At 40.5% G+C, this 26,241-nt stretch carries 19 protein-coding genes; 10 read left to right on the top strand and 9 right to left on the bottom strand.

What is annotated here, in order from left to right; translation table 11 throughout:
* Positions 1 to 56: 56 nt before the first annotated feature.
* Entirely contained in the window at positions 57 to 1,844 is a 1,788-nt protein-coding gene (locus AAG807_RS11855) for a T9SS type A sorting domain-containing protein (RefSeq protein ID WP_341904021.1), read from the bottom strand.
* Positions 1,845 to 1,968: 124 nt separating this feature from the next.
* On the opposite strand from AAG807_RS11855, the gene AAG807_RS11850 reads away from it, so the two are divergent.
* Positions 1,969 to 2,664 carry an NAD-dependent deacylase gene (locus AAG807_RS11850; RefSeq protein ID WP_341904018.1) on the top strand — a complete coding sequence of 232 codons (696 nt, stop codon included), beginning with the start codon at positions 1,969 to 1,971 and terminating at the stop codon, positions 2,662 to 2,664.
* Positions 2,665 to 2,776: 112 nt separating this feature from the next.
* Here AAG807_RS11850 and AAG807_RS11845 read toward each other — a convergent pair whose 3' ends face one another.
* Positions 2,777 to 3,550, bottom strand: coding sequence for a T9SS type A sorting domain-containing protein (locus AAG807_RS11845; RefSeq protein WP_341904015.1), 774 nt, complete (start codon positions 3,548 to 3,550; stop codon positions 2,777 to 2,779).
* Positions 3,551 to 3,653: 103 nt separating this feature from the next.
* Positions 3,654 to 4,415 (bottom strand): T9SS type A sorting domain-containing protein, encoded by a 762-nt coding sequence (locus tag AAG807_RS11840; protein WP_341904013.1) that lies wholly within the window; start codon positions 4,413 to 4,415, stop codon positions 3,654 to 3,656.
* A gap of 338 nt (positions 4,416 to 4,753) precedes the next feature.
* On the opposite strand from AAG807_RS11840, the gene AAG807_RS11835 reads away from it, so the two are divergent.
* The 5 genes from AAG807_RS11835 (at position 4,754) to AAG807_RS11815 (ending at position 9,293) form a co-directional block, all read left to right on the top strand.
* Positions 4,754 to 5,263, top strand: coding sequence for a TlpA disulfide reductase family protein (locus AAG807_RS11835; protein ID WP_341904009.1), 510 nt, complete (start codon positions 4,754 to 4,756; stop codon positions 5,261 to 5,263).
* A gap of 15 nt (positions 5,264 to 5,278) precedes the next feature.
* Positions 5,279 to 6,973, top strand: a complete 1,695-nt coding sequence (locus AAG807_RS11830; RefSeq protein WP_341904008.1) for a DUF6029 family protein — start codon at positions 5,279 to 5,281, stop codon at positions 6,971 to 6,973.
* 16 nt (positions 6,974 to 6,989) lie between these two features.
* On the top strand, positions 6,990 to 7,937 hold the full coding sequence (locus AAG807_RS11825) for an Omp28-related outer membrane protein (protein ID WP_341904005.1): 948 nt from the start codon (positions 6,990 to 6,992) through the stop codon (positions 7,935 to 7,937).
* A 31-nt stretch (positions 7,938 to 7,968) separates the two neighbouring features.
* Positions 7,969 to 8,958, top strand: coding sequence for an Omp28-related outer membrane protein (locus AAG807_RS11820; RefSeq protein WP_341904002.1), 990 nt, complete (start codon positions 7,969 to 7,971; stop codon positions 8,956 to 8,958).
* A 140-nt stretch (positions 8,959 to 9,098) separates the two neighbouring features.
* Entirely contained in the window at positions 9,099 to 9,293 is a 195-nt protein-coding gene (locus AAG807_RS11815) for a hypothetical protein (protein ID WP_341903999.1), read from the top strand.
* An 83-nt stretch (positions 9,294 to 9,376) separates the two neighbouring features.
* On the opposite strand, the gene AAG807_RS11810 is transcribed toward AAG807_RS11815, so the two are convergent.
* Positions 9,377 to 9,847, bottom strand: coding sequence for a biotin/lipoyl-containing protein (locus AAG807_RS11810; RefSeq protein WP_341903996.1), 471 nt, complete (start codon positions 9,845 to 9,847; stop codon positions 9,377 to 9,379).
* A gap of 123 nt (positions 9,848 to 9,970) precedes the next feature.
* On the opposite strand from AAG807_RS11810, the gene AAG807_RS11805 reads away from it, so the two are divergent.
* A complete protein-coding gene (locus AAG807_RS11805; RefSeq protein ID WP_341903992.1) occupies positions 9,971 to 12,601 on the top strand; it encodes a M1 family metallopeptidase in 2,631 nt (876 codons plus the stop codon).
* A gap of 56 nt (positions 12,602 to 12,657) precedes the next feature.
* On the opposite strand, the gene AAG807_RS11800 is transcribed toward AAG807_RS11805, so the two are convergent.
* The 4 genes from AAG807_RS11800 to AAG807_RS11785 all read right to left on the bottom strand — a co-directional run bounded on the left by AAG807_RS11800 (position 12,658) and on the right by AAG807_RS11785 (position 20,501).
* Positions 12,658 to 16,107 (bottom strand): hypothetical protein, encoded by a 3,450-nt coding sequence (locus tag AAG807_RS11800; protein WP_341903990.1) that lies wholly within the window; start codon positions 16,105 to 16,107, stop codon positions 12,658 to 12,660.
* 111 nt (positions 16,108 to 16,218) lie between these two features.
* Complete coding sequence (locus AAG807_RS11795) at positions 16,219 to 16,896, bottom strand: hypothetical protein (protein WP_341903988.1); 678 nt, start codon at positions 16,894 to 16,896, stop codon at positions 16,219 to 16,221.
* 211 nt (positions 16,897 to 17,107) lie between these two features.
* Positions 17,108 to 19,477: a ribonucleoside-diphosphate reductase subunit alpha gene (locus AAG807_RS11790; RefSeq protein WP_341903986.1), complete on the bottom strand. Its 2,370-nt coding sequence runs from the start codon at positions 19,475 to 19,477 to the stop codon at positions 17,108 to 17,110.
* 49 nt (positions 19,478 to 19,526) lie between these two features.
* Positions 19,527 to 20,501, bottom strand: a complete 975-nt coding sequence (locus AAG807_RS11785) for a ribonucleotide-diphosphate reductase subunit beta (RefSeq protein ID WP_341903984.1) — start codon at positions 20,499 to 20,501, stop codon at positions 19,527 to 19,529.
* A 462-nt stretch (positions 20,502 to 20,963) separates the two neighbouring features.
* Between AAG807_RS11785 and AAG807_RS11780 the strand changes: the two genes are divergently transcribed.
* The 3 genes from AAG807_RS11780 (at position 20,964) to AAG807_RS11770 (ending at position 23,938) form a co-directional block, all read left to right on the top strand.
* Positions 20,964 to 21,683 (top strand): phosphoribosyltransferase family protein, encoded by a 720-nt coding sequence (locus tag AAG807_RS11780; RefSeq protein ID WP_341903982.1) that lies wholly within the window; start codon positions 20,964 to 20,966, stop codon positions 21,681 to 21,683.
* A 193-nt stretch (positions 21,684 to 21,876) separates the two neighbouring features.
* A complete protein-coding gene (locus AAG807_RS11775) occupies positions 21,877 to 22,803 on the top strand; it encodes a DUF1295 domain-containing protein (protein ID WP_341903981.1) in 927 nt (308 codons plus the stop codon).
* Positions 22,804 to 22,891: 88 nt separating this feature from the next.
* Positions 22,892 to 23,938 carry an FAD-dependent oxidoreductase gene (locus AAG807_RS11770; RefSeq protein WP_341903977.1) on the top strand — a complete coding sequence of 349 codons (1,047 nt, stop codon included), beginning with the start codon at positions 22,892 to 22,894 and terminating at the stop codon, positions 23,936 to 23,938.
* On the opposite strand, the gene AAG807_RS11765 is transcribed toward AAG807_RS11770, so the two are convergent.
* Positions 23,925 to 26,147, bottom strand: a complete 2,223-nt coding sequence (locus AAG807_RS11765; RefSeq protein ID WP_341903975.1) for a cation:proton antiporter — start codon at positions 26,145 to 26,147, stop codon at positions 23,925 to 23,927. The two genes, AAG807_RS11770 and AAG807_RS11765, sit on opposite strands and share 14 nt — an antisense overlap.
* Positions 26,148 to 26,241: the final 94 nt, after the last annotated feature.

Raw genomic sequence — 26,241 nt, 5'->3', positions numbered from 1 at the left:
TAAAAAGAAAGCCCGGACAATAAATGCCCGGGCTTTCCCAAATTATTATCTGTGAATTACTTCACCATCAATTTTTGAGTGTAAGATGAACCTCCGTTAGCAACAGAAACAAAGTAGTTTCCAGCTTGTAGGTTATTGATCGGCATCTCAACAGTAGTTGAACCAGATGCAGTAACAACTTGTGTTGCAACAGTACGTCCGGATACATCCAAGATTGAGATTGAATAATCACCTTTTCCTTCGAAGCTAACATTTACCAATCCTGAAGCAGGGTTAGGGTAAACAGCCATCGCGATTTCAGCAGAAGCTTCGCTAATAGATGCCGTAGCGCTTACTTTCATTGCATCTTCGATAGAAGCACCAGAAGAGAATGTCGGGATAGTAGCAACAGAAACTCCATTTACCTGGATTTTAAAGTCCCCGTTTCCAGTTCCAGCATCAAATCCATCTCCATAAGAATCGTAAACAACCGCTTTATAACACTCATTAGAGACCAATGTTACATTAACATCCGGTTGAGGAAAAGTTCCACTTGCAGTTGCATTTGTATAAGGTCCACCTTGTGCTACAACTACGTTAGAAGAATTGAATAATTTCCATGTACTTTCAGCTCCATAACGATCCGTTGTCATTTTAACAACTGCATTCAATCCATCTGCAACAGATGCAATTGTGATTGGTTTTGTCACAACAGAAACTGAACCAATGTTACCAGCTCCACCATTTACAGAAGTGATTGTTACTTGAACGTTGTTTGTTCCAATAGCGTTCACAACCATTGCAGGCAATGTGATTTCTTGAGAACCAAATGCAGGAATGTTTCCGTTGTATGTGAAAGGTACAGCTGTACCACCATTAACAGAAGTTGAGAAGTTGATAGATGTAATTGCAGAACCAGAGTTGTCTACTTTTACAATTGGAGTGATTGATTGTCCGTCACATACATTGAATGTGTTCACGATGCTGTTAGCACTTGCTGTAGCATTTGGAACATTCGTATATGTTGGAGAAATCTCAGCAGCTGTAACAACTGTACTTGTATTGTAAGCATTGTGTCCTGTATGCAAGATTGCAAAGAACTGCAATTTTCCGATGTTCAAATCAACTGCATTGATGCTTGCAGGCAAAGTATACGTAACTGTTTTAGTGATTACACCTGTTTGAGAAGCATCGATTGTTTCTCCCCAAGTTCCACCTACGTTAAGGTATCCACGGAACATGTGTTGGTGCAAGTACTTACCATTTGGCAAAATTGCCGTTGGGTTGTAGTTACCGTAATTCGTTTGAATTGCTTCAAAGTCATTTTGCAACATCCCGATATTCAGGTAATGGTTTGTCCCCGAAGCTTGCGGAGTTGTGTAGTAAATCTCTACATGCAATGTCAATTGACGAGTTGTAGCATCAATTGTAGCATCCATAGCAACATTCGCTGGAGAAGCTTCTGCTAATGTAGAGTTTACTTGAGTTTGCCAGTTTGCACGGCTAGTCGCTAAAAAAGTTTCTGCACCAAACGGTTTTCTTTGAACCGTTCCTGCAGGATATCCTTCAGGATTAAAAAATCCGTCCAAAGCTGTTCCATCCGTAGTTCTTAGATCCGGCTCACCTGCACCTGGAGTAGCATAGCCACCAGCATGTACGTTAACCAAAACTACACGTCCCGGGTTAGCAGTAGCGATATCATTCGCACGTTTGTGTCCATCCGGACAATATCCACAATGGATACCAGTTAGTTCTTCAAGAACTGCATTTTTGTTCAAAGGTGTTTGGGAAACCGGAGTTTGTTGTGCAAACATTGTTAAAGAGCTTGCAAACACTCCTCCCATTAAAAGTAATGACTGTTTCATGTTTTATTGATTTATTACGAAACCAAATATAATTTTTTTCGCGACTTTAATCCAATGATAAAATGATGTAAATGAATCATTAAATTGGAATGCTAAAAGAAGGCTTTTTTTGTAATTTAGGATGATGAAAAAGAAAATTGTGGTCTTAAGCGGAGCGGGAATTTCTGCAGAAAGTGGTATTTCAACTTTTAGGGATTCGAATGGTCTTTGGGAGAATTACCGCATAGAAGAGGTCGCAACGCCTGAGGCTTGGAACACCAATCCGGAACTAGTTCAACGTTTTTACAATCAACGCAGAAAACAAGTAATCGAGTCTCTTCCAAATCCGGCACACCAGTTTTTTCACGAACTTGAATCGGGCTATGAAGTGGTCATAGTGACCCAAAACATTGACGATCTACATGAACGGGGTGGCTCCAAACATGTGATTCATTTACATGGAAATATCCGTTATTCAAAAAGTTCCGGACCAAACCAGGAGCGAAAATACTATCCGATAAACGGTTGGGAGTTGAGTTTGAATGACTTGTGTGATGAGGGTTACACCTTGCGCCCCCATGTGGTTTGGTTTGGGGAAGCTGTTCCGGAAATGGACAAGGCTATTAATCACTTGATTGATGCAGATTACTTAATCGTTATAGGTACATCATTGAACGTCTACCCCGCAGCTGGATTAATCCATTATGTGTCAAATTCTTGCAAAAAAATTATTGTTGATCCCAAAGCTTCGGAGTTGAAAGTCGATTCCAGTTTTATTGTCCTTTCAAAAAGTGCTGTTGAAAGTGTTTCGGAGTTGAAAAAGATCTTTGGTTTAGAATAATTAAGGCTCGGCGAGCTTTTATTATTATCGTTTTATTTAAAAAACAACAAGGTATTACAAACAAAAAAGACCGGAACGATTCCAGCCTTTTAAATATCTATTAAGGTTAATCCTAATGCTTGACTACTATTCTTCGTGTTTGGATAGCTGTCCCTTTTTCAGTGATTGTAACCAAGTAAACTCCATTTTTAAAATCACTTACATCTACTTTCTTAGATGAACCAACAACCGTTTCATTGTAAACCACTTTACCTAATACGTCTGTCATTTTCATATCGTAATTCCCATCCAATCCTTGAGCAGAAATGTTCAACACAGAAGTTGCAGGGTTTGGATAGATCGACATGGAAATCTCTTCTGACTTTTTATCTTTAAGTCCCAACGTTGTTGTTAAGTAAACGTCCACCGAATCTATTTTTGTAGATGCTTCCATCACATAAAAACGGTAATGGATTGTTCCAGGACCAGTTGTGTGAATATCAAATTTCAAGTTAGCCAATCCATTAGCATACAAAATAAAATCATTTGGAGTTGTCCACGGATCAGAATCCGGATTCATGCAAATCCCCTCAAACAGCGTGTCTGGAGTTGGTCCCCAGCAAATTTGTTCAGCAGGAATTCCTTGAGATATATTTCCATTCGACCATACTGGAACATCAATTATCTTATCTCGCATAACAGACAATGTTTTATCAGAACCAAATTTATTGATTATGCCTAAGTCAACGATTACTAACTCATCATCGCTAACTACTCTTGAGATTATGGTCCCATTCAAATTATTTCCGATTGCACTGCCTTGGCTATATTCTTTAATGTCAACTTGTGCAGTCGAAACTGAAGCTGTTAATAAGGCAATACTTAATAGAGAGTATATTTTTTTCATAACAATTAGGAATTTATATGATCCGATTTAGGATGGATGTGATTAAATAAAAAAGACTGGAATTAAATTATTCCAGCCTTCCTATTACAATTCAGTAATAATATTAATGTTTAACTACGATTCTTCGTGTCTGGATAGCTGTTCCTTTCTCAGTGATTGTAACCAGGTAAACTCCGTTTTTGAAATCACTTACGTCTACTTTCTTAGATGTACCAACAACTGATTCGTTGTAAACTACTTTTCCCAGTACGTCTGTCATTCTCACATCGTAGTTTCCGTCCAATCCTTGAGCAGAAATGTTCAATACAGAACTTGCAGGGTTAGGATAAATCGACATGGAAATTTCTTCATTCTTTTTCGTATCCTTAATACCCAATGTTGTTGTAACCATAACATCCACTGAATCCACTTTAGTTGATCCATCCATTACATAAAAACGGTAGTGGATTGATCCTGCACTATTTGTATGGATATCGAATTTTAAATAAGTCAACCCATTATTAGGAACAGTAAAGTCGTTTGGTGTAGTCCAAGGATTACTATTCGGAATCAAACAAACTCCATCAAAATTCGGATCTGGAGTTGGAGCCCAACAAATTTGTTCAGGAGGACTTCCAGCAGACCAAGCAGGCATATCTACGATTTTCAATCGGGTGATGTCCAAATTCTTGTCAGAACCGGATTTATTCGTAATTCCTATATCCAATACAACTAATTCGTCCTCACTTACTGTTTTCGTAATGGTTGTTCCATTCAAATTAGGGCCAGTCGGAGCCCCACCGTTATAGTCTTGGATATCAACCTGTGCAGTGGAGACTGTTGCAGTTAATAAGGCAATGCTTAATAGAGAGTATATTTTTTTCATATTATGAGTTTCTAGTTTTCACAAATATATAACAGCTATACGATACAAACAAGGTGCACCATCAAGCTATTAATTCGTAAGAATACAATTTATTTCCTAAAAAAGCAATACGAAAGGAGTGAATAAGGGTTGATTTTTGAGTTAAGTGCACCTTTTCGGAAGTAAACGGTTCTATTCTAACAAATTTGGAGATCGTTAGGAATACAATTTTTTGGCTCAGCTTAACATTTTTTAGGAATACAAGAGTATCCGATAACACATGTTTAAAATTGTGTTAAGGAAAAGGTATCTTTGGGATTCGGCACGAAACTTGAACTGTGCATGCTAAAATTTAAACTATGAAAAAAATTGCGTTCTTATTATTAGGACTTGTTGTTTCTACTTTATCAATGGCTCAAGACCACGAACCTTTAATCGTTAAACAACTTCCTTCTGTAAAGTTGGTGGATATGAATGGTAAAGCGGTTAATACTGCTGAATTGGGCTTCAAAGGTCCGGTTGTCATTTCTTTCTGGGCAACGTGGTGCTCACCGTGCAAGCGTGAGCTGAATACCATTCACGAATTATATCCGGATTGGCAAGAAGAAACTGGAGTTAATCTGGTTGCCGTTACAATCGATGACGAAAAAACAAAGGCTCAGGTTCCGGTATATGTAGACGGAAAAGGATGGGAATACCTGGTATTGATGGATCCGAACGGAGATTTCAAACGTGCAATGGGTGTGAACAATGTTCCACATACATTCCTGGTGGATCAAAAAGGTAATATCGTTTATTCTCATAACAACTACGCTCCCGGAGACGAAGAGAAGTTGTATGAAGAAATCAAAAAATTAGTCAATAAATAAGTCACTACTTTATAGATGAAAAACTGGATTTTAGGAATCTGCGCATTGTCCGGGTCGCTTACTGCACTCGGACAATCGAATTTATTAGGGAACATCACCGGAAACATGGAAGCCACCTTCCAATACTTAAATGCCGACCCGTTAATTGGAGCAACGCAACCTGCAGAAAGAGGTTTGTTGAATTCATACATGAATGTCTTCTATTCCGGGTCTCATTTTAAAGCCGGTGCCCGATTTGAATCTTACTTGCCAAGAATCAACGGATATCCGAATCGTTTCGATGGAACTGGTATCGGAATGCGCTATGTTGGTTGGTCCAATAATTACATCGATGTAACCCTTGGTAACTTTTATGAGCAATTCGGTTCCGGAACGATTTTCAGAGCTTATGAAGATCGGAATTTAGGTTACGACAATGCCATGGATGGTGCCCGGGTGATCCTAAGACCTTATAAGGGAGTTCAGTTAAAAGGAGTATACGGGAATCAACGCTATGCTTTCCAAGGTGGAAGGGTAGAAAAATCAAGTGGTGTAACTCGTGGTGTTGATTTACAATTGCATATCAATGAATTGATCCCACGATTGGATTCAAGTGGCTTGGATGTGACCATTGGTGGTGCATTCATGAGTAAATACCAAAAGGACGATAATGACCTGTATATCCTTCCTGAAAATGTAGCTGCATACAGCGGACGAATCGGTTTGCGTTACAAGAAGTTCACTCTGAATGGAGAATATACGCACAAAGACAATGACCCTAGTGAGGACAACGGATACATTTACAATCCGGGACATTCTGCTTTAATCAATTTGGGTTATTCCCGCAAAGGATTGGGGATCTCATTGGCAGCAAAATCGGTTGATAACATGAGTTATCGTTCGGATAGAACAAAAGGATTGGCGGATTTGTTCATCAATTACCTTCCTGCAATGAATAAAACGCATACCTATAACCTGGTTGCAACGCTTTATCCTTATGCTACACAACCTTTAGGAGAAGTTGCATTTCAGGCAGAAGTTCTTTATACCATTCCTAAAGGAAAAGGTGGAGGAAAATATGGAATTCCAATCAATGTGAATTATTCCACTGCCTACTTACCAATGAGACACTATTCGGGGTATGGACTACCCGGTGATTCAACACGCGTCATGTATAAAGGAAATCCTTACGACCTATCTGATAGCTTGTTATGGCAGGACATCAATGCGAATGTTACTTTCAAGCTGAACAAAAATTTCTATTTAATTGCCTCTTATTTCAATATTATCATCAACAATGATGTCTCCAAAATCACGGAGGATGCAAATGGTATGATTAGCTCTCACATCGGGGTTTTGGAAGCAGGATGGAAAATCAATAAAAAACACAGTATTCGTGCTGAAGTGCAAGCTTTGTTTACTGCCAACAAAAAAATGGCAGGTTTCAACTACCGTACTTCAGAGGACAAAGGAGATTGGGTGACAGTTGTTTTAGAATACAACATTTCACCTAATTGGTTCCTGGGATTCATGGATCAATACAATTATGGAAATCCACATAAAGACTTGCGCGTACATTATGCTATCGGATCATTTGGTTGGATAAAAGATGCTACTCGCATAACGGTGAATTATGGTAGACAACGAGCAGGGTTATTCTGTGTAGGTGGTGTGTGTCGTTTTGTACCGGCATCGAATGGTTTGACCGTTTCGTTAACTCAAAGTTTCTAATTAACAACTTTAGAACATGAAAAAGATTTTAATTCTTACAGCAGTCCTGGCAACCGTAATTGCTTCTTGCGACAAGGTCAAAAATGCCTATCCAAGCAATCCCGTTTCAAGTACTTTGGACTGGAGTTTATATCCGGATGGAGATTCCGCTTATTATGTTGCTCAAGGTTTGTGGCCGACATTTGCGGCTAACACCAACACTCAGCGCAATGTGTTGATTGAGGATTTCACCGGTCACCAATGTGTGAATTGTCCAGCTTCAACGGCAAATATGGAACAATTGATTGCAACGAATCCGGATCATATTTACGGTTTGGCTATTCATGCCGGTCCAACAGGTCTTACCGGATTTCAAGTAACTTCTAATGAATACCCAACAGTACTTTATTGTGATGCAGGAATCGAAATCGGGAAGCACTTCGGGCAGGATATTCCCGGATCTACCTTTTTAGGGAACCCGGCATTTTGTGTGAACAGAACGAAAGCAAGTAATCAATTTACATCGAATGCAGGTACTGCCATTGCAAATAAGACGGCTACTTGTCTTGCAAGCCCAATTCGCATCAATATTCAAGCGGTAACAAATTATTTCCCTTCTACACGTGGATTGTTCCTGCATACTGAAGTGGATAAGGTGGACGCTTCCATTACTTCCGATTTGGCTGTTATTGTTTGCTTAGTAGAAGATTCTTTGGTCGCTCCTCAATTGGTTCCAACGAGCATGGATCCCGATGGAAAAGATGATGTCTATGTGCACCGTGATATCTTAAGAGGATGTATCGATGGGAGAACTTTTGGAAGGGTTTTAACCGCAAGTGACCTGGGAACAAATGGAAAATACTTTGTGAGTTATTCTTACAAATTACCAGCCCAGTACAGTGCAGATAACATGAAATTGTACATTTATGTGATTGACAAAACCACAGAGGAAATCTACCAGGTAATCGAAAAACACCTCCTGTAAAAATTTAATATTGGCTAATACCGGTTAGAAGATGAAAAAGCTTTTAATTCTTACAGCAGTCTTAGCAACCGTAATTGCTTCTTGTGATAAGGTGAAAAATACTGTTCCAGCAAGTCCTATGTCAGGTACATTGGATTGGAGTCTATACCCTGATGGTGATTCTGCTCACTACGTTGCTCAAGGATTATGGCCAACATTTACAGCTAATACGAACACTCAACGCAATGTGTTGATTGAGGATTTTACAGGTCACCGATGTCCGAATTCTCCTTCCCCAACGAGTTTAATGCAGCAATTGATTGCAACAAACCCAACTCGTATATACGGTATAGGGATTCATACGGGGCCAAGTGGATTGACCGCGTTTCAAGAAACTTCAGCAGCATTCCCAACTATTCTTTACTGCGATGCCGGCTTAGAAATGGGGAAACATTTCGGACAAGATATTCCTAATTCCACCTTTGTGGGAAATTCTGCCTTTTGTGTGAACCGCACGTTAGCAAACGGTCAGTTTACTTCCAATGCAGGTTCTGCCATTACAAATAAGACAAATACATGTCTTGCAAGCACCTTAAAAATCAACATTCAAGCAGTAACCAATTATTTTCCTTCTACACGTGGATTATTCTTACATACCGAAGTCGATAAGATTGATGCTTCCGTCACTTTAGATTTAGCTCTTGTTGTTTGCCTAGTCGAAGATTCATTGATTGCCCGACAAACGGTTCCGTCGAATCCAACTTGGGATCCGGATGGAACCCCCGGAGATCCGGATTTGTCTCACAGTGATGGAATAAATGAAACATATACTCACCGTAATATCTTAAGAGGATGTATCGATGGAAATGCTTTCGGACGAGATTTAACAGCTGCTTATTTGGGAACGAATGGAAAATACTATATCAATTACACCTATCAATTACCTGCTCAATACGATGCAGCTAACATGCACCTCGTAATCTATGTATACGACAAAATTACACAGGAAATCTATCAAGTAATCGAAAAACACCTCCTCTGAAAATTTAACATTGGCTATAAAGTAGCGTGTGTCTGATTGTTACGGACACACGTTTTTTTTGTAAATAACTTTTAACATTTCCGACATACCAAATAAGAAAAGGGTTCGTTATATTAGTTGAAATTATTAAACAAAGCCCCATGTTTGAACTGACGAAAAAAATCCTGGTTCGGGTAAGTTTTGACCCACTGTTGTTCCAAAAAGAATTGTCTAAAGCAATTAAATGGATGTCCGACTCCGAGGAAATCCAACGTTTGAGGGAATGGTGTATGAAAGAATTTGGAGCGGTTTATCCTTCCATTATTCAAAAGGCATTTACACCACAAAGAAATTAAAAAGACATATATCAATACGACTAACGGCTCCTCTCGGAGCCGTTTTTACTTTAGTCAAATTATTTTCGTAAAAGGTTTACGGACTACTCGAATTCAATCAACAATCCTCCTTTGTCTACTACATCTTGTGCATTGATGGCAATGGCCTTAACAACTCCAACACCTTCTGCTTTGAGAACGTTTTCCATTTTCATAGCTTCTAAAGTGAGCAATGGATCACCCACCTCGATGGATTGACCGATTGTAACGGCAACACTGACAACTCTTCCCGGCATCGGAGCTTTCAATTGCTTCAACTTGCGCAATTTCGGCTTATCCATTCCAAGAGAAGCGATCAGTTCATCCAATGGACCACCCTTCTTCACTTCAAAGACACGGTGATTCAATTTCAGGGTCAACAAGCCTTCTTCCATTCGGTTTGACATGACTTCTCCCCGAAACTTTTTCCCTTTATATGTAATTGTAAAAAACTGCTGGTCTTCCCAACGAATATGAACTCCATCTCTGTTAGCATGAAGGACTTCTCCGTCCGATGTCCAATTTGCTGTTTCCATCTGTAAGAATTTTGCGACAATAATACGAACTATTTGTCCATTCATCTAGAAAAACATTGCAAAAAAAGCATAGTTTCCTATATTTGCTCTTCTAAATATTTACGAATCATATTCGCCCCAGAAATGAAGAAAATATACTACGCGGTTGCTCTTGTCTTGGTAGCATGTCAACCTAAACATTCTGACACTGAACACGCAGCAAGCCAAAGTAACGACTCAAAGTCAACTACAACTGCTGTAATTGACGAGTCAAAACAGGATGAACCTACCGTTTATCATGCTTCCAGAACCGTATTGACGGATTTGATCAATACAAAGCTGGAGGTTTCTTTCGATTGGACGAAATCATGGTTGATCGGTAAAGAGACACTTCAGGCAAAGCCGCATTACTATGCATCCAATGAACTAATCCTTGATGCTAAGGGAATGGAGATCAAAAGTGTTTCCATGACCGGTAAAACAGTTCAGTATGTCTACAAAGACGATGTATTGAAGATCCAACTGGATAAAAAATATACCCGTGATGAAACCTTTACGGTGGTCATTGATTACATCGCGAAACCGGATGAGCGCAAAACGGGTGGTTCAAATGCAATCACAAGTGATAAAGGTCTTTACTTCATTAATCCACGTGGAGAAGAACCGAATAAAATGCCTCAGATTTGGACACAAGGTGAAACGGAATCCAATTCTGTTTGGTTCCCAACCATCGATTCACCAAATTCCAAAACAAAAGAAGAAATCTACATTACTGTTGAAGACAAGTATGCAACACTTTCAAATGGTAAATTGATCAGTTCCACCAAAAATTCCAACGGTACAAGAACCGACTACTGGAAACAGGAATTGCCTCATGCTCCTTATCTATTCATGATGGGCGTAGGTGAATTCAAAGTAGTGAAAGACACTTACAAGCGACCGGATGGTGCAAACATGGAGGTGAATTACTATGTGGAGCCACAATGGGAAAAAGATGCAAAAGCTATTTTTGGCGAAACACCGGCTATGATCGGTTTCTTCTCCCAATTACTTGGAGTTGAGTATCCTTGGGACAAATACTCTCAAATCATTGTACGGGATTATGTTTCCGGAGCAATGGAAAATACAGGAGCCGTTATTTTTGGGGAATATGCTTACAAAACTGAACGGGAGTTATTGGACGAGAATGACAATTCAACGATTGCACATGAGTTATTCCACCACTGGTTTGGTGATTTGGTGACGTGCGAATCCTGGTCAAACTTAACGTTGAACGAATCTTTCGCAAATTATTCTCAATTCCTATGGGATGAACACCGTCACGGTCTGGACGAAGCGGAATACCAAGCCTTGCAAGAAGCCTCAGGTTATTTTGCATCTGCAGATCAAGGTGGTTACCACGACTTGGTTTGGTTCGATTACAAATCTCGGGAAGACATGTTTGACGGACACTCTTACAACAAAGGAGGTCGTATCTTACACATGCTTCGCAAATACATCGGGGATGATGCATTCTTCCTGGGTTTGAAGAACTACTTGAAACAAAATCAATTCAAGGCGGCAGAATTCCATCAATTAAGACTTGCTTTTGAAGAAGTGAGTGGAGAAGATCTGAACTGGTTCTTCAATCAGTGGTATCAAGGAAAAGGACACCCTATATTGGATGTTTCTTACACTACAGATGCAACAGCAAACACCGTTTCTATTACCGTTAACCAAAAACAAAAGAAAGAGTTCGGCTTATTCAAATTGCCTGTTGATGTGACTGTTTACGATGACCGCGGAGCAACAACTTCCCGTCAGTGGTTCAACGATGAATCAACAACAGTAACTATTCCGACACAAGGAACGGTGAAGAATGTGATCTTTGATGCTGAAGCAGCTTTATTATGCAAGTTGGAAGAGAAAAAAGAGGCATCCTGGTATGCTTTCCAATGGAATAACTCGAAGCATTTCATTCATCGGAAAAACGCATTGCAAAAAATTCCATCCTCTTCTCCTGAAGCGAGTAGAATCGCACAAGAAGCATTGAAAGATTCGTTCTGGGATATCCGTTCAACTGCAATTGAGAAAATTGGAAAAATGAGTGGTGACAGCAAAACTGCGTCTATCAGTCGTTTGAAACAACTAGCAAGTTCCGATTCGGTATCTGCTGTTCGTGTTGCTGCGATCACTGCATTGGCCGGAATGATTTCAGGACCTGAATTGGAGCAATTGTGTACTGAAAGTATCCAAAAGGATCAATCGTATTCTGTAATAAATGCTGCTTTACTTCAACTTTCGAAAGTGAACAGCAAGGCTGCATTGGAAGCTTCTAAAAAATTAGAGGATGAGCCTTCTGGTAAAATACAAGCCGGTATTTCCATGATCTACGCAAAATATGGAGATGCAGATCAAATTGCTTATTATGAGCGAATCTTTAAATCGAATTCATTACAAGGATTTGACAAAATAGGAGTGATGAATTCCATGACGTTCTTTGCTTCCCGTCAGGAAACAAAAATTCAAAGACGCGCACTGCCGATCTTCGAAAGTGAATACAAAAAAGGTGGAATGTACACAGAAATGTTTATGCCTCAATACATCAAATACTTGAAAGATAATTTGCAGAATTCAATTGAGAAGTATAAAGCAGAGGAAGAGAAAGCAAAGAAAGACGGAAATACAAATGCGGCTGATATTGCACATGGAAAACTCACGGATGCAGAAGCATTAATGGGTGACTATGATAAAATGATTGCTGGTTTCCCGAAAGAGGAAGAAGGAGGACATTAATATTGATTATTATAAAATCTGGTGGGGACGTGAAGTATCGCGTCCCCACTCTTTTTTTAAAAGAATGCCTTCACCTCCATTCCACCGGCATGAATGACTTTATTCCCTTCACTCTTGCGCCCGTTGTATTGAATGGAAATCTGAAGGTTTTTAGATAAGGAGCGCTGATAACCCAGATTCCAAACATAGTTTACACCGGGTTTCAATGCTTCCAATAACTCAAACCCTAAGGGAGTGTTTGAGTCTCCCCGGAATGCAATCCGAATGACATTGAACTGACCTTGTAAACTTCCCTTTTGCGTTTGGTTAAACTTTCCGGTCATCCCGATATCATAAATATCCGCTTGCTCACCTCCCAGGTTTGCCTCATTTCTTTTCTGGATGACACGTCCATCCAAACTGAAACGGAAAGAAGTTGTCGGTTGATAAATCAAAGATGGTTTCACTTGCCAATAATGCAGACGGTAATTGCGTCCTGTAGTATAATCTACGGAAGATGTCTTTAATCCTGTCTCAAACTGCGATTGGATGCTGAATTTCTTCAGGATGGTGATTCGACCGTTAAATTCATGAGATTCCTTTGTTCTTCCATCAAATCCGGTTGCAAGTAAGGTTTTGGTCTTTGAACTTTCATAACTGTAGTCACCACCACCCACATTGTTTGTCCGATTGAAGTACAAGGTGTTTTTAATGACATTTGCCGTACTGATCAATGAATTATCGTTGATGCTCCCTACGAAAGGATTATAGGCTCTGGCTCCATCAAACACATTGGTTTTTCGTTGTAACCTAAAGCGGGTCTGGGTGGAAAACCGAGCCAATAATTTTCTCACTCCTGTGCTATTCGACCAGACACGTTCCGGACGCAAAGTCAACGATTGATTGTATTCATTGGAATAAGTCTTGATGTAATCATTGGATGGTGTGAATACACGGATATAACTTGCCTGATCGGCGTATGCAGCAATCTCAAACTCATTCAGATCCTTGATCCCATCTGCATTGTAATCATTCCAGGTGTACACTCCTTGTCCGTCATTCACTTTGATGTAAATGAATTCCTTCTTCTGTTCCAATCCGGCACCGACTTCATAAAAGGTGGTCAGATTCACAGCACCTTTCCAAAATTTGATATCGTGATCGATTCGTCCGTTCGTTGTGTTTTCAGGTGCTTGTGTAATCAAGGTGGTATCCAAAATTTTTAATTCACGGTAGTTTGCAACAATATATAAACGCTGATTCTTCCAATTATTCTTGGTCCATTCAGCACGAAGAGTTCGGGCCTTTGCTGCATTGCGCAATCGTGTGCTATCCGATCTTCCATCAACACGTTCCCGATAACTCAGCAATAATTCTCCGGAAGAAGTGTCTCCTAAAGCAATATAACCTTGATAGTCGAAAAAACTATAAGATTGAAGGCTCAACAAGGAATCACCCTGCACAAAACGGTTCAACTCCTGATCATCCTTAAAACCAATCCGAACCTTCTTGATCTGCTTGGAGATGTCTGCCCTATGACGCAAGAATTGATTGGTATTCTCATTCTTTGCATTCAAAAAACTGGCATCGATGTTGATATTGAATCCGCGTTGTTTCCAGGAAGTGATCAGTTGCGTTCTTAGCCCGGAAAAGTCCGATCCGATTTTATACTGCTGGGCATTGATCCCGATTTTTCCGTAATTCTTGTTTTCTATGCTTGTTCCCAAGGAAGTCAATACCTGATTTCCGGTGTAACCCCTGCTTCTTGTATTCCAATCACGATCAAATTCCACAGTCCTATATTGTTCTATCGGTTTGAAATAAGGATCCAGCATCTCGATTTCGGCTTGTTTTTTCCAACTCCAAACGGGAATTGAATCTTTTCCAAAAGGATTCGTATGCTCCACTTTTGTACGCATGGAATAGCCTCGGTCATCAAATCTGTCCTCTGAAGAAAAGGTGTTCAAATCATAGCCGCTCATCCCGAGTTCGGAGGTGACTTTGAGCTTCTCATTGAAACGGTAAGTTGCTCCAGCTGTAAACAATTGTTGTTTTTTCGGAGTGATCAAGAGGGAAACCGGGGCGTAATCACCAACAGAAACACCACCAACCGGTTGCACCCATTTGTATACCCGACCAATCGCATTGAATTTTTCAAATACATAATCTCCCTTTCCCGGTCCGACATAGGAAAATTGTGCTTTGTAATAAGCCAAACTTTGATTTACCGACGCCACCAAAACACTGTCATAACCTAATGAATCGACCATTTGGTACATCACCAGGTTTTCAGAGTACCCTACAGAATCTATGACTGAATAACGTGCCAATTCGAGGCTGTCACCAATTTTCGACAAGAGCAATTTTTGTGGGTTTGTGAGGTTTTGCTGCAAGGGCTGATTCTTTGCATCCTGTTCGGAATAGGCATTGACCCACCAATCCAATTTCTTGCTTTGGGCTGTGGTTGAAAATTGAAAGAGCGATCGCGCATAGTTTTGGTCGGAATACTGAAATTCTACCACGATACGTATATCTTTCGTAATCAGGTTTTTAGCCGTGAACGTCAGCTCTGAAGTATTGTAGTCGATGACATAATCGTATTCCTGACCACGACTCAATTGTCTTCCATCAACATATACCCTTTCCGTACCGGAAAGAATGATAATATAAGGTTCATTTTCATTCCCTCTCAGACGATACGGTCCTTGATTTCCTTCCACTCCCTGAATAATTTGCCGGTTGAATTTCCCTTTTGACAATGCTCCGCTGGCCTGGGTCTTGATTGTTCCCGTTTTATCTTTCTTCCAGAAATATTCTCCCGTAAGACCTTGACCTCTCTTCTTATAAGTTAGAAAGTATCCATCCGGTTTACTGATCCAAAAATCTCCTGCTGTGAGCTTGAATTGATCGTTAAAAAGCTGAATAAACACCTGATCGAATTCCTGCAGCTTATTCGTGTTTCCTTCGGGTTGAATTGGCAAATTATCATCTGTCACGGAAGCAAGCACTTGCAGGTTGGGGGCAATGTATCCGGACAATTCCAAATTCAGGGACGAGTTTACGGACAAATCCTGTCGGTTTCCAAAAGTGATTCCTCTTGAAATACTTCCGGATTTTCGAAGACCGTTTGCCCCCATCAGATCCAAAGGTTCCACCGTTGGTGTGATCAGGTATTTTTCCCGGTCTCCTTTATTTTGGGTGTAAATGATATTTGTATCTCTTAACTGATAGCTTTTACCAAAGGAAAACGGCAAAACACGGTAGGAAACGGTTAACTCATCTGAGCACGGTTGAAACAACTTGAATGTTCCTTTTGCATAGTCAATGATGTATTGATACGGCAAAATGATCTGACCTCCACAGCGCACTATGAGCGAGTTTGGTGCGATACTTAAGGAATCCAGCTGGATTTCATTCGTGGTTGCGGCAAAGGTCTTTTGACGGTACGCGTTTTCCTGTGTCCAACCATGAACCCAACAAAATATACTGCTTAGCAATAGAAGTCCAACCCGTACAGCGTGCATCATGCTAAAGTACTAACGTTTTAAGTGCTACGCTAGTATATAAAGTCGAATTTTACTTCATGAAAAAACAGAATGAGAGGGAGAATGAGGATCAGGACATCATTATGATTCTTTTTACACCACCGATTTGCGTTCCAGGAAAGATTTTCCCGCCGTTGGAAGTTCTTCGAGTTTTTTGGCAATTTCCACTCTTCCTTCACTCCCATTTGCATTGATATAATCCAATTCCTCCTTGGTCAATAGGGTCACATTTACCAAACGAATGGTTTCCAATGTCAACTCTAACTGAGCTGGGATTTGTTTCGAACTCAATCCTAACAATACACCCACTCGTTCGTGTTCATTCAAAAAGGAAGCTGGAACGGTGCAATGGTATAATTCTGTAGAAACATACATATTCTCTTCGATGATAGAAGCTATATTCGGGTTCCCAGCAGCCAATTGAGCAGCCTGATACACCACCGTAAATTGCCAGGAAGATTTGATTTGATCAAACGAACCCAAGTTTTCGTTGCATTCGATGTAGAATTCACATCCTACGCCATTATAGGCTTGGTTATCGGGATTCTCATCGAAATCATTGTATGGATCGCTCAATCCATCGGAAGCTATGATTGTTCCGGAAGGTGTATCCACAATCACAAAAGCTTGTCGGGTAGACGGCCATTCTGGCCCTCCCATGAAAACAGGATTGATCAGATGAGTGATAACATCCTGGTGTAGATTTCCAATCGAATTCCAATGATTGGAACGAATTTGAGCGGATTGATCAAAGTGTTCTTCGTAGTTCATTTTGGGTTGTCAATTTAAGTTTCCTAAAAATACCCATTTTATTAAATTAAGTCGTACTCGAGCCAGTCGGTCAAAAACAAAAAATCCCGCAAAATTTGCGGGATTCTGTGTGTGATATCATAAAACGGCACAATTATTAACATCACAACACGTTCGTAAACAAGTCGGGGCGAAAAATTTTTCGCCCCGACTTGTTTATTTCTTTCAAGTTCTATCCTGAACACATTTCACAGTTGTCCGGATTGTCCAAAGAACATGCGATTGCAGCTTGTTGTTCTTCCAATTCAGCGGCAGATATTGCTGCCGGTTCTTCTGTTACTGCTTTATCTACTGTAAACTTAATTGCATCTGTTGCAGCTTTCGTTCTCAAGTAGTACATTCCTGTTTTTAATCCTTTTTTCCAACCATAGAAGTGCATGGAAGTCAGTTTCCCGAAGTTTGCATTTTCCATGAAAATGTTCAACGATTGAGATTGACAAATATATGCTCCACGATCAGCAGCTTGCTCGATAATTGCTTTTTGAGAAATTTCCCAAGCTGTTTTGTAAAGATCCTTGATGTATTGAGGAATCTCATGGATGTTTTGAACAGAACCATTTGCTGCCATCAATTTCTGACGCATATCTTTCGTCCATAAACCTTCTTTCACCAAGTCTTTCAACAAGTGCTTATTCACGATGATAAACTCACCGGACAACACACGACGTGTATAAATATTGGATGTGTAAGGCTCAAAACATTCGTTGTTTCCAAGAATTTGTGCTGTTGAAGCTGTTGGCATCGGAGCAACTAACAAGGAGTTACGCACACCATGTTTCATCACTTCTTCTTTCAACAAATCCCATTCCCAACGGTTTGTCGGAGTAACACCCCACATATCGTATTGGAAAACACCTTTTGAAACAGGAGAACCAGCGTATGTTTCGTAAGGACCTTCAGCAATAGCCAAGTCTTTAGAAGCTGTCATTGCCGCGTAATAGATTGTTTCAAAAATCTCACGGTTCAATGCTTTTGCTTCTTCCGATTCGAATGGATAACGCATTAGGATGAATGCATCTGCCAATCCTTGAACTCCCAATCCGATTGGACGGTGACGCATATTTGACTTGCGAGCCTCTTCTACCGGGTAAAAGTTTCCATCAATGATACGGTTCAAGTTCACTGTTGCCTGGTAAGTTACCTCGAACAATTTATCGTGATCGAATTTCCCGTCTTCCGTAACATATTTTGGTAATGCCAAAGAAGCCAGGTTACATACAGCGATTTCATCCGGTGCAGTATATTCGATAATCTCCGTACACAAGTTAGAAGATTTGATCACTCCTAAATTCTGTTGATTCGATTTCGAGTTAGCTGCATCCTTGTACAACATGTATGGCGTACCAGTCTCAATTTGAGATTCCAATACTTTGAACCACAAATCTTGTGCTTTGATTGTCTTACGACCTTTTCCTTCTGCTTCGTATTGTGTATACAATGCTTCGAATTCAGCACCAAACGTATCGGAAAGTCCCGGACACTCGTGAGGACACATCAATGTCCAATCTCCGTTTTCTTCCACACGTTTCATGAATAAATCCGGAATCCACAAAGCATAGAACAAATCACGAGCACGCATTTCCTCTTTTCCTGTATTCTTTTTCAAGTCCAGGAAATCGAACACATCTGCATGCCAAGGCTCGATATACATTGCGAAAGAACCTTTACGTTTTCCTCCACCTTGATCTACGTAGCGAGCTGTATCATTGAATACACGTAACATCGGAACGATTCCGTTAGATGTACCGTTTGTTCCTTTGATGTATGATCCTGTTGCACGAATATCATGAAGAGCCAATCCGATACCACCAGCCGATTGAGAAATCTGAGCGCAAGATTTCAATGTCTCGTAAATACCTTCAATACTGTCTTCTTTCATGGTTAACAAGAAACAAGAAGACATTTGAGGTTTTGGTGTACCTGAATTAAATAATGTCGGCGTAGCATGTGTAAACCATCCTTCGGACATCAAGTTGTACGTCTTGATAGCCTGTGCCAAATCATGTTTGTGAATACCGACAGCAACACGCATCAACATTTGTTGTGGTCTTTCTGCGATTTCACCATTTGTTCTCAACAAGTAACTTCTTGTCAATGTTTTGAATCCAAAGTAATCATAGCGGAAGTCACGATCGTAAATAATACTTGAATCCAATACTTCTCTATTACTTTGAATCACTTCAAACACATCATCAGCGATCAATGATGCGCGTTGACCTGTTTTAGGATCTACATATTTGTATAGATCTTCCATTACTTCAGAGAACGATTTTTTCGTCTCCTTATGTAAGTTAGACACCGCGATTCGTGATGCCAACAAAGCATAGTCCGGGTGATCAATTGTCTTAGCTGCTGCAACCTCAGCGGCCAGATTATCTAAAACTGTTGTTGTCACACCATCGTAGATTCCTTCGATGACCTTCATGGCAACAGCCTCGGGGGAAACTAGTGGGTCAAGCCCGTAACACATCTTGATGATGCGCGCAGTGATTTTGTCAAATTTCACCGCCTCTTTTCTTCCGTCTCTTTTAATTACGTACATATAGCGCTCTATTTTGGGTTGTTGTTATTGGTATTATTAATATAATCAATTAAAATTCTTCGTCCAAACTAAATGTTTGGTCTTCCTTGTTCGACATAACACCTGACTTTTGATACTCAGCCACACGTTTTTCGAAGAAATTGGTTTTCCCTTGGATCGAAATCATATCCATGAAATCGAACGGATTTGTTGTGTTGAACACTTTTGGATTCCCCAATTCTGTCAATAAACGGTCTGCAACAAACTCGATGTACTGAGCCATCAATTCTGCGTTCATACCTATTAACTTCACCGGTAATGCATCCGTTACAAACTCTTTCTCAATCTCAACAGCATCCAGGATGATTTCCTGTACCTGCTCCTTTGAAAGCTGGTGAATCAAGTGTTTCGTGTACAACAAACAAGCGAAATCACAGTGTAGACCTTCATCGCGAGAGATCAACTCATTGGAGAACGACAATCCTGGCATCAAGCCGCGTTTTTTCAACCAGAAAATCGAACAAAATGAACCGGAGAAAAAGATTCCTTCCACAGCAGCGAATGCAACTAAGCGCTCTGCAAAAGAACCGTTATCGATCCAACGCAATGCCCAATCTGCTTTCTTGCGAACGCAATCGATCGTATCCAATGCATTGAATAAATGATTTTTCTCTTTTTGATCCTTGATGTAAGTATCAATTAACAACGAATAAGTCTCTGAATGGATGTTTTCCATTGCGACCTGGAAACCGTAAAAGAACTTTGCCTCGGTATATTGCACTTCAGCCAAAAAGTGCTCTGCCAGGTTTTCGTTTACAATTCCATCGGACGCTGCAAAAAACGCCAAAACGTGTTTTACAAAATGGCGCTCATCGTCATTCAATTTTGTTTCCCAATCAATTAAATCCGGCGATAAATCAATTTCTTCTGCAGTCCAAAAACTTGCTTCTGCTTTCTTATAAAAAGACCAAATGTCTTCATGCTGGATTGGGAACAACACGAATCTGTTTTTGTTTTCCGATAAGATTGGTTCTGCGTTTGCCATTTTTAATTGTGTTTTTTTTAGTCAATAATTCCTATGCCATGATTAGTGAAAATCATAGATTTTTTGTTTTTGGTATTCAAATTTCAGTTAGTTTCCCCTTCAATTTTGTTGCGTGTGCCCAACAAATTTTTTCGCTCAAAGGGGATTACAAAAATTGTCATAATTCTTTCCTTTCGCAATTAAAGAAATCCACAATTGTTTGAGGTTTTCAACACCGCTACTTTGAAAGCCTTTAACATGAACACTTAGCGAGTTTATCAACATGACTACTAAAGATATTCACAGTACAGAATCTGCAATTCATCGAAGAATTAGACAGATTCATCCAACTTCAAGTGTATTAAGACTTTCGGTCCTCTTTCCTATAAAATTAGGTGAAAGTTGAATATGTTTTTTTGCTATATTTAGTATGCTATTAACACCTGGTTGTTCATAGATAAGCAAAGCCAAATAAACACTGCTATGTTACTGAATTTCTCATCGAATTTTAACAAATGGATGCGCGATTTGCTCCATGTTCTTTACCCTCAAAATTGCCTCATCTGCAAAAATGAATTCAATCAATCCAAATTGGCAATTTGTCCGATTTGTTCGAGCGAGTTGGCTTACACTCATTTTGAAGATTATAGCCAAGCGACCAACCTGGACAGGTTGTTTTGGGGAAGAATCCAATTGGAAGGGACTTATGCTCTTTTGCGATTCAAGCAGCAAAATTCAACCCAACAGATTCTTCACGAACTCAAATACAGGAACAATCCGGAAATCGGAAAACATTTCGGGAAAGAAATGGGACTGAAAATAAAGGTACTTAGCCGGTTTTCGGATGCAGATGCTTTGATCCCCGTACCTCTTCACCCGAAAAAGGAGTTTATCCGGGGTTATAACCAAGCTGAAATAATCTGTAAGGGAATTGCTGAAAGTAGCGGCATCGCCCTTCGAAAAGATTTGCTCAAACGGGTTTCCTTTACGGAAAGTCAAACTAAAAAAGGAAGGTCATCCCGCTGGGACAATATGCAAAACCGATTCAAGTTACAAGGGGCAAGAAACACCAAGCTGAAGCATCTGGTAGTCGTAGACGATGTCGTAACAACAGGCTCTACCCTTGAAACCTGCGTCCGGATCCTTAGACAGGAGTTTCCAAAAGCAAAAATCAGTATAGCGGTTCTGGCGGTTGCGGAATGACTTCGACTACGCTCAGTCACCCCAAATTAGTTTCATCCGATTTATTCGGAAAGAGTAATTGAATGCTTGCGCTGGAGTTACAACATTGGCGCAGTGGTGTCAAAATTCCTTTTCACTTTCAAAATTTTACATTTTTCGGCTTTCATTTTGAATTTCGAATTCATCATTTTGAATTAAATGCTAACTTTCGGTCATGTTGATTACTATACTTATTCTAATATTGACCTTGGTGGTCGTTCCGCTGGTGTCGTTTTATTTTGGAACTCCTTTGAATGTACTTCAATCGGAAGTGCTTACCGACATGGGAATTGTTCTTGCAATTGTAACAGGAGTTTGCTTTTTGCTCGGAGAGATTACCAGAAATAATTCACAAATCGATAAGATCTGGAGCATTATTCCAATCTACTATGTCTGGCATATTGCCTATGTAGGGGATTTTGCACCACGTTTGGTTTTAATGGCCGTAGTTGTAACCATTTGGGGAGTACGGCTCACTTACAACTTTGCCAGAAGAGGAGCTTATCAATGGAAGTTCTGGACTGGAGAGGAAGATTATCGTTGGGAGGTACTGCGCAAAAGACCGGGCTTCAACAACCGGTTTGTTTGGATGCTGTTCAACTTATTCTTCATCTGCTCTTACCAAAATACCCTTATTTTCTTGTTTACACTTCCGGCGTTGACTGGATTGGGAGATTCCGTACCGGATACCATTCAAATTTGGGATTGGGTCATTGCCCTTGCAATCATTGCTGCAATTGTCATCGAGTATATTGCGGATCAGCAACAATACGATTTTCAAACTGAAAAATACCGCCGAATCAATAATGGCGAAGAATTAGGTCCTTATTCAAAAGGATTCGTTGATACCGGTTTATGGAAATTGGTCCGCCACCCGAATTATGCCATGGAACAAACTATCTGGTTGTTATTCTATGGTTTCAGTGTGGTTTCAACAGGAGAATGGATCAACTGGTCAATGGCTGGATGTCTGTTATTAGTGGTCTTGTTTAAAGGAAGCTCTGACTTCTCGGAAGAACTTACGGCTGCAAAATACCCGGATTACACGAATTATCAGCGAAAAACTCCGCGATTCATTCCATTTACGAAGTTTGGAAAGTGACTTCGACTGCGCTCAGTCACCTTCCCCCCACTAAATTTAAGTACACTGAGCGTAGTCGAAGTGTGAACTTTTTCAACACCTTTGTATCATGAAAATTTTGGTTGTAGGATGTGGGGTTGCAGGAATTTGCCTGACGCATGAATTTCTTCAAGCTGATTGCGAAGTGTACGTTATTGACAACGGAAAAAATGTTTCTTCTGCTGTTGCCGCCGGAATAATCAATCCGTTAGTCTTCAGGAGAATGACTTTGAGTTGGCGGGTTTCCGAATTCATTCCTTTTGCTTACGGTAAATACCGTGAAATAGAGCAAACAATTGGCGTTTCCTTTTTCCGACCTTTGGTGATTCGTCGCTTATTCCCTTCCGAACAGGAACTGGAATTTTGGAAAAAAAAGCAACTGCTTCCGGAGTATTCCGATTATATGGAGGAGTTGACGAAAGAAGATCTGGAATTTCCTTTGGAACAAAACACATTTGGTACCGGTCGCGTAAAACAAGCTTCATACATTGAGGCGAAAAGTTTCATTGAGGCAAATCAGAAGCATTTCCGTTCGCGGGGAATCCTTTTGGAAGAAACCTTCAATCACGACGAACTGGATGCTGAAAATTCCATTTATAAAGGAACGGAGTACGAATTCATTGTTTTCGCAGAAGGAAAAGATTCAACCTACAATCCGCTTTTCGGGTATTTACCTTTGCAGCAGACAAAAGGCGAAGTATTGACCATTCAATCTGAGACAATGTATTCCAATGAATCATTGAATCGCAAATGTTTCCTGCTTCCATTGGGGAACCATCAGTTTAAAGTCGGTTCCACCTATGTTTGGGATACGGACAACACGATACCTACCGAAGAAGGATTGAATACAATTACTGAAAATTTGAAATCACTTACCAGCGAACCGTACACTGTTTTGGAACACCATGCCGGCGTTCGTCCAACCGTTTTGGACCGAAGACCTTTGTTGGGAAGGCATCCGAATTTTCCGAAAATGGTTATTGCAAATGGGTTAGGTGCAAAAGGGTACATGCTTGCTCCGCTTCTGATGAATGAATTGGTAAACCACCTGCTTCACGGTCAGGAAATTCCGAAGGATTCACATATCAGCCGCTTTGGAGACCCTACTCATTCTTGAGAAGATCCCGCAAATAAATCTGGATTCGTTTATTCGACCCGACAATCCAGATCACATCATCCGCCTCAAAAGTGATATCCGGATCCGGATTTACCATTCGGTTATCGTCTCGTTCCAATCCAACAACGATTCCTTTACACATTTCACGCATCCTGGAATGACGCATCGTTTGTCCGATCAGATTCGAATCTTCCGGAATGGAGAATGAATGTAATCCAACCTGAGAGGAATCTGCTTTCGATTCAATTTGTGTTTCCGAAACGGTAATGTAATTCGTGAATAAAGTCAATTGTTCGTCTGTTCCAATGACTGAAATCACATCATTCGGGTAAAGGACGCTTTCTTGTCTTGGGATGTTGATCGTGGTATCTCCGCGCTCTATGATCACGATGTTGATTCCAAAATTCTCGCGCAATTTCATCGTACTTAAAGGCAACCCGATGATGGGCGAGCGCGCATCCAATGTGAAAGTTGTAAGATGAGAATCCCAAGGAGCAAGGTAATTCTTTTCCTTTTGAGCCCGTTCTCGTTCGTGCAGGTTCAATAGGAACCTGGATTCAATCCGACCATAGAATCGCTTGATCCGATGTCTTAGTGTGATGAAGAACAATGCGCTTACAAGAACCCCGATAAGTGCCACCAGCGGGGAATAGTATTTCGCAAATACAAATCCGACAAAGAAGATAGCCAATGCAATGCGCGAGATAATCAATCCTAAAAGCGGACCGCGGTAAAGTGGTTTCAACCAAATACTTGCATAAATATGGGAAGGACCGCGTCTGAATGCCAGGGCATACAAAAACGGTGCGATCATCAATAAGGTGATGACGACGACCAGTAAATCTTTCCATTCACTCTCATCGAAAAAGGGAGCAAGGAAACGATCAGACAACAAGATGATGCTGATGATTACCACTGAAAAAACGAGGGTATTTATCAGGTAAAAGCGAATGAGTTTTTTCCAATCACTTGCTTCGTTCACCTGTTGTGTTCCCAAACTATACTTGTACAGACGATTCTTCCATTTCAACGGCATTTTCAAGGTCACCCAATCCGACATGCTTCCTGAGAACTTGATCATGTATGGTGTCGTAAATGTCGTTATTACTGAAACGGCTACTGCAACCGGATACAAAAAATCGCTTGTCACTTTCAATGTGACACCCAATGTCGCGATGATAAATGAGAACTCTCCGATTTGGGACAAACTCATTCCGGTTTGGACAGCCACTTTAATCGGTTGGCCGGCAAGAAGTGCCCCAATTGTAGCAAAGATGGGTTTCCCAATTAAAAGCACCACGGTTGAAATTGCAATGGGTAAAGCATAGTCTACCAACATTTTTGGGTCGAGTAACATGCCAACTGAAACGAAGAAAATGGCTCCGAACAAATTTTTTACTGACTGCACCAAATGCTCAATTCTCTCCACTTTTGGTGTTTCCGCCAAGATCGAACCCATGATGAATGCGCCCAATGCAGGTGAAAATCCGGCTTGAGAAGACAGGACCACCATTAAAAAACACAAGGCCAGTGAAAGTACAAGAAGCGTTTCATCGTTCAGGTATTTTTTCAATTGTTTGAAAATGGTTGGCAGAAAGAAAATTCCGGAAACGAACCACAATACCAGGAAGAAGATGAGTTTTATAATGGAGTAGATCATTTCTATCCCTTGAAACGAGCGACTAATGGAGACGGTAGACAGAATTACCATCAGGACAACTGCCACCAAGTCTTCGATAATCAGCGCACCCAATACAATTCCCGCAAATTTTTGACTTTTCACTCCCAATTCATCGAACGCGCGGAAAATGATAGTGGTGGAAGCAATACTGAGAATCCCCCCCATAAATAAGCTATCCATCATGTTCCAGCCGAGGATGATCCCCACGTTGTATCCGATCAGAAAAGTCATCCCGACACCCATGAGTGAAGTGATAACCGCCACGTTCCCGACTTTCAACAATTTTTTGAAACTGAACTCAAGTCCCAACCCGAATAAGAGGAAGATCACCCCGATTTCTGCCCAGGTTTTAATCCCATCGGATTCAACGACCGTCGGGAAAAAGTTGAAATACGGTCCGACAAGTACTCCCGCAATGATATATCCTAGGACAACCGGCTGACGTAACATCTTAAAAATGATCGTCATTATAGCAGCTGCACCTAAGATTAATGCCAAATCGATAATTAACTCCGGAACATGTCCCATGAAAATGGATTTGCGGTTCTAACTAAAAAACCTATTTGTGATGATTCTTAAAATTAGGAAAAATGGGCTGATTTTGTATTAAAACGAGATTAAA

Origin of the sequence: Fluviicola taffensis DSM 16823 (assembly GCF_943372375.1) — a bacterium.
Taxonomy (GTDB): domain Bacteria; phylum Bacteroidota; class Bacteroidia; order Flavobacteriales_D; family Crocinitomicaceae; genus Fluviicola; species Fluviicola taffensis_A.
This window is presented reverse-complemented; position numbering and strand designations above follow the sequence as displayed.

Bases quoted from the DNA above. Each gene is read 5' to 3' on its own strand.
- AAG807_RS11855 (WP_341904021.1), bottom strand. From the start codon at position 1,844: ATGAAACAGTCATTACTTTTAATGGGAGGAGTGTTTGCAAGCTCTTTA.
- AAG807_RS11850 (WP_341904018.1), top strand. From the start codon at position 1,969: ATGAAAAAGAAAATTGTGGTCTTAAGCGGAGCGGGAATTTCTGCAGAA.
- AAG807_RS11845 (WP_341904015.1), bottom strand. From the start codon at position 3,550: ATGAAAAAAATATACTCTCTATTAAGTATTGCCTTATTAACAGCTTCA.
- AAG807_RS11840 (WP_341904013.1), bottom strand. From the start codon at position 4,415: ATGAAAAAAATATACTCTCTATTAAGCATTGCCTTATTAACTGCAACA.
- AAG807_RS11835 (WP_341904009.1), top strand. From the start codon at position 4,754: ATGAAAAAAATTGCGTTCTTATTATTAGGACTTGTTGTTTCTACTTTA.
- AAG807_RS11830 (WP_341904008.1), top strand. From the start codon at position 5,279: ATGAAAAACTGGATTTTAGGAATCTGCGCATTGTCCGGGTCGCTTACT.
- AAG807_RS11825 (WP_341904005.1), top strand. From the start codon at position 6,990: ATGAAAAAGATTTTAATTCTTACAGCAGTCCTGGCAACCGTAATTGCT.
- AAG807_RS11820 (WP_341904002.1), top strand. From the start codon at position 7,969: ATGAAAAAGCTTTTAATTCTTACAGCAGTCTTAGCAACCGTAATTGCT.
- AAG807_RS11815 (WP_341903999.1), top strand. From the start codon at position 9,099: ATGTTTGAACTGACGAAAAAAATCCTGGTTCGGGTAAGTTTTGACCCA.
- AAG807_RS11810 (WP_341903996.1), bottom strand. From the start codon at position 9,847: ATGGAAACAGCAAATTGGACATCGGACGGAGAAGTCCTTCATGCTAAC.
- AAG807_RS11805 (WP_341903992.1), top strand. From the start codon at position 9,971: ATGAAGAAAATATACTACGCGGTTGCTCTTGTCTTGGTAGCATGTCAA.
- AAG807_RS11800 (WP_341903990.1), bottom strand. From the start codon at position 16,107: ATGATGCACGCTGTACGGGTTGGACTTCTATTGCTAAGCAGTATATTT.
- AAG807_RS11795 (WP_341903988.1), bottom strand. From the start codon at position 16,896: ATGAACTACGAAGAACACTTTGATCAATCCGCTCAAATTCGTTCCAAT.
- AAG807_RS11790 (WP_341903986.1), bottom strand. From the start codon at position 19,477: ATGTACGTAATTAAAAGAGACGGAAGAAAAGAGGCGGTGAAATTTGAC.
- AAG807_RS11785 (WP_341903984.1), bottom strand. From the start codon at position 20,501: ATGGCAAACGCAGAACCAATCTTATCGGAAAACAAAAACAGATTCGTG.
- AAG807_RS11780 (WP_341903982.1), top strand. From the start codon at position 20,964: ATGTTACTGAATTTCTCATCGAATTTTAACAAATGGATGCGCGATTTG.
- AAG807_RS11775 (WP_341903981.1), top strand. From the start codon at position 21,877: ATGTTGATTACTATACTTATTCTAATATTGACCTTGGTGGTCGTTCCG.
- AAG807_RS11770 (WP_341903977.1), top strand. From the start codon at position 22,892: ATGAAAATTTTGGTTGTAGGATGTGGGGTTGCAGGAATTTGCCTGACG.
- AAG807_RS11765 (WP_341903975.1), bottom strand. From the start codon at position 26,147: ATGGGACATGTTCCGGAGTTAATTATCGATTTGGCATTAATCTTAGGT.